The 4,112-nt window shown below is 42.8% G+C and carries 4 protein-coding genes; 3 read left to right on the top strand and 1 reads right to left on the bottom strand.

Annotation, left to right across the window (positions count from 1 at the left end; translation table 11 throughout):
* Window positions 1-118 precede the first annotated feature (118 nt).
* Window positions 119-466, bottom strand: coding sequence for a hypothetical protein (locus tag Q7P41_RS05885; RefSeq protein ID WP_303882864.1), 348 nt, complete (start codon window positions 464-466; stop codon window positions 119-121).
* Between the two features lie 342 nt (window positions 467-808).
* Between Q7P41_RS05885 and Q7P41_RS05880 the strand changes: the two genes are divergently transcribed.
* The 3 genes from Q7P41_RS05880 to Q7P41_RS05870 form a co-directional block, all read left to right on the top strand.
* Window positions 809-2,359: a class I SAM-dependent DNA methyltransferase gene (locus tag Q7P41_RS05880; protein WP_303882862.1), complete on the top strand. Its 1,551-nt coding sequence runs from the start codon at window positions 809-811 to the stop codon at window positions 2,357-2,359.
* A complete protein-coding gene (locus Q7P41_RS05875; protein ID WP_303882861.1) occupies window positions 2,352-3,551 on the top strand; it encodes a restriction endonuclease subunit S in 1,200 nt (399 codons plus the stop codon). Before Q7P41_RS05880 ends, Q7P41_RS05875 begins: the two co-directional genes overlap by 8 nt.
* On the top strand, window positions 3,539-4,112 hold a 574-nt coding region (locus Q7P41_RS05870; protein WP_303882859.1), incomplete at its 3' end, for a type I restriction endonuclease. The genes Q7P41_RS05875 and Q7P41_RS05870, both read left to right, overlap by 13 nt.

The raw sequence follows: 4,112 nt of genomic DNA, 5'->3' as shown, positions 1-4,112 counted from the left end.
GCAGCGGACTTCGGATCCGCAGGCTGGGGGTTCGAGTCCCTCCAGGCGCGCCAACGATTCCTTAAAAGCATTTTTACTACTATACTAGCCAAATTAACCAACAATCCTTTAGTCGGTCTTATTTCCTTTTTTGTTTTTTTTCGATAAGACCTTCAGTGTATAAAATACCGTCCAAATTAAGGAGCCAGTCGTGAGGCTTGTCCATGCTTCGCGCATCAATGATCAAACCTCTTTGTTCTGCAGCTCTAACTGCATCAAATATCTCAGATTTACTGAGGCCAGTTTCCTTTTGAAGAGACTCAAGATCCACTGAATAAGCACCGTTGCCTCCAAGAGAATAAATTGCAATCAAGACTCTATCGAGATTTTGTTCTTTCTGGTTTTGCTGCTTCTTCATACAATGTTTATTTAAGAGCTCAAGGAAATACCGCATTGTCTCAAGGATATACAAAATTTTCTCAATCATATCTCTACCCCATTACACTAATAGTTATACGCATATTACATATTACGATATTACTACAAATATGACGCAAAACCTAATATACTCTACTCTAAATGTTAATGTTCTGCAAGTAGAACAGCGCATGGCCATGACTTCTATGACATTTTAATGCATAGAGGAGTGTTCTGAGCTGGCTGTGGTGGTCGAAGTAAGCGAGATTGCGGTTCTTCCTCAAAAAAACTGACACATACTCTCGGGCAACATAGAAAAAAATGCACAAAATCATCATTCTTTTTTGTATAATTGCATTAAGTGGGTTGTTTAGTTTAATGAAACAACTTTATGAAAACGGAGTTGATGTGAGTGGCGAGAAACCGGGGGAACAACACGCAAGAAGAATCTCTTGAAAGGCAGCTCTGGAAAGCTGCTGACAAATTGCGGAAGAACATCGATGCAGCTGAATACAAACACGTAGTTTTAGGCCTTATATTCTTACGGTACATATCAGAAGCCTTTGAAGAGTTGTACGTGAAACTTGAATCAGGCGAAGGAGAATACGAAGGAGCCGACCCGGAAGACAGAGATGAATATAAGGCAGTAAACGTCTTTTTTGTGCCACCTGAGGCTCGATGGTCCTATCTCCAATCGAAAGCAAGGCAGCCCGATATAGGAAAAATTGTGGATAATGCAATGGATGCGATCGAAAAAGAAAACCCTTCTCTGAAGGGTGTTTTGCCAAAGGTATATGCTCGAGGTAATCTTGACCCAATTAGCCTGGGAGGTTTAATAGATCTGTTCAGCAACGTATCGCTTAAGCAAGCCCAGTCAAGGAGCGCTGACATTTTGGGTCACGTGTTTGAGTACTTTTTAGGTGAGTTTGCGCTGGCGGAAGGAAAAAAAGGAGGACAATTCTATACTCCGAGGACTGTTGTCGAGCTGTTGGTTGAGATGCTTGAGCCATATAACGGGAGGGTGTTTGACCCATGCTGCGGCTCTGGCGGGATGTTTGTTCAATCTGAAAAGTTTGTAGCTGAGCACCAAGGAAGGATGAACGACATATCCATCTATGGCCAGGAAAGTAATCTGACCACATGGCGGCTTTGCAAAATGAATTTGGCCATAAGAGGCATTGACAGCTCGCAAGTGCTTTGGAACAGTGAGGGGTCATTCTTGAACGATGCCCACAAGGACTTGAAGGCAGACTACGTCATCGCTAATCCGCCCTTTAACGACAGCGATTGGGGAGGGGAACTGCTCCGTAACGACGCCCGATGGAAATACGGCGTGCCGCCCGTTGGAAATGCGAATTACGCCTGGATTCAACACTTCATCTATCACCTTGCGCCAACCGGCGTGGCTGGGTTTGTCATGGCTAAAGGGTCGCTTACGTCGAAAAGTTCGGGTGAGGGTGAGATCAGAAAAGCAATTATAGAGGATCGCCTCGTTGACTGCATAGTAAACTTACCGCCAAAGCTTTTCTTGAACACGCAAATTCCGGCCTGCCTTTGGTTTTTGAGCAGAAATAAGGCCAACGGAAAATACAGAAGCAGAACCGATGAAATACTTTTTATAGACGCAAGGAATATGGGATATCTCATCAATCGCAGGACGCGTGCACTGTCGCGAGAGGACATAGAAAAGATTGCCAATACCTACCACAACTGGCGTAATCCAAACGGTCATTATGAGGACGTAAAAGGGTTTTGCAAATCCGCAACAATAGAAGAAGTGAGGCAGCTTGATTATGTGCTCACACCTGGTCGTTACGTAGGTTTGCCTGAAGAGGAAGACGACTTTGACTTTAAGGAGCGATTTACAAAGCTTAAAGCCGAGTGGGAAGAGCAGCTTAAAGAAGAAGCAAGGCTTAACGCACTCATCGCTGAAAACCTAAAGAAGGTGAAGGTGGATGAGTGATAAGGTGCCGAATGGGTGGAAAGAGTGTAGGTTAGAAGAGGTAGCAAAAATTGTAGGTGGAGGTACCCCCAAGACGGATGTTGACGAATATTGGAATGGAGACATACCTTGGATTACACCAAAAGACCTATCAAATTTTAATGGTAGGTATATATCAAAAGGAGAAAGAAACATTTCTGAAAAGGGTCTTGTAAATTCTAGCGCTAAACTTTTGCCGCCAGGAACAATTTTGTTAACTTCCAGAGCGCCCGTTGGGTATTTGGCAATTGCTGAAAATGAAATCACAACCAACCAAGGTTTTAGGAGCTTGGTCCCTTTAAATAACATTGATAACATTTTTCTCTTTTATTTACTGAAAAATAATATTGAATATTTAAAGTCTCAAGCAACAGGAACAACCTTTGGAGAATTAGCTGGTTCAGTACTCAAATCATTAGTATTTTTATTCCCCCCTCTTCCCGAGCAGCGCGCCATTGCCTCTGTCCTTTCCAGCCTCGACGACAAAATAGACTTGCTCCACCGAGAAAACAAGACGCTTGAAGCTATGGCAGAGACGCTCTTTCGGCAGTGGTTTATAGAGGAGGCTAAGGATGAGTGGGAGGAAAAATCATTGAAGGATATTTACATTTTCGAAAAAGGTTTCGAGCCCGGAAGCGAGAATTACTTAGAAACTGAAGAGGAAGACGCAATAAGATTTATTAGAGTTGGAGATATGCTTAGTCATACACCTTCTGTTTACATAAAAAAGAGCCTTGCCAAAAGCATTTGTTCTGCAGATGATTTGCTAATGTCTTTTGACGGAACACCTGGAAGATTGAACTTCGGTATAGAAGGTGCGTATTCTTCAGGAATAAGAAGGATATACTCTCTTAATCCTGTATATGACAATCTGGGATTGAAGTATTTGATTTTCAAGTCGAAGCATATTCAGGATACGGTAAACGCTCACTCATCAGGAACGGTTATACTTCATGCGAGCTCGAGTATTGATGAGTTGACGTTTAGTTTCCCTGACGAGAGGAAGTTGGAGGAATTTAACGAGATGATTACTCCCATATTCTCAAAAATGCAACTTAACAAGAGGCAATTTCGTATTCTCGAAAAACTCCGCGATACATTGCTTCCTAAATTGATGAGCGGCGAAGTAAGGGTGAAATATGTGGAAGAGGAGATGGCGTCATGTCGCGCATAACAGAATCCGCCATCGAGGATTTTGTCATAGAGTTACTGATATCTCAAGGCTATCAGTACATCTTTGGTCCGGACATCGCTCCTGATGGTGATAAACCGGAAAGAGCAACCTTTGGAGATGTAATTCTATTTGGCCGGCTGCGAAAGGCGGTTGAGCGAATAAACCCCCATATACCGACAGAGGCAAGAGAAGATGCCATCAAGCAAGTCCAACGTTTTAATGCTCCTGATCTTATCGCTAATAACGAAGCGTTTCACAGAATGCTTACAGAAGGGATAAACGTTAGCTATAACAAGGATGGCATCGAAAGAGGCGACCTTGTGTGGCTCATAGACTTTAACAACCCGGAAAATAACGACTTTCTTGTAGTTGATCAGTTTACCGTTGTTGAAAACAAAGTCAACAAGCGTCCTGATGTGGTGATCTTCGTAAACGGCTTACCTTTGGTCGTCATCGAGCTTAAAAACCCAATTGATGAGCAAGCGACGTTAAGGTCTGCTTTCGATCAAATTCAAACCTACAAACAGATGATACCGAGCCTATTTTTATACAATGCATTTA

The organism is Acetomicrobium mobile (assembly GCF_937920065.1).
This window is presented reverse-complemented; position numbering and strand designations above follow the sequence as displayed.

What these genes read in the sequence shown, in the direction of transcription:
- Q7P41_RS05885 (WP_303882864.1), bottom strand. Translation starts at nt 466, where the DNA reads ATGATTGAGAAAATTTTGTATATCCTTGAGACAATGCGGTATTTCCTT.
- Q7P41_RS05875 (WP_303882861.1), top strand. Translation starts at nt 2,352, where the DNA reads ATGAGTGATAAGGTGCCGAATGGGTGGAAAGAGTGTAGGTTAGAAGAG.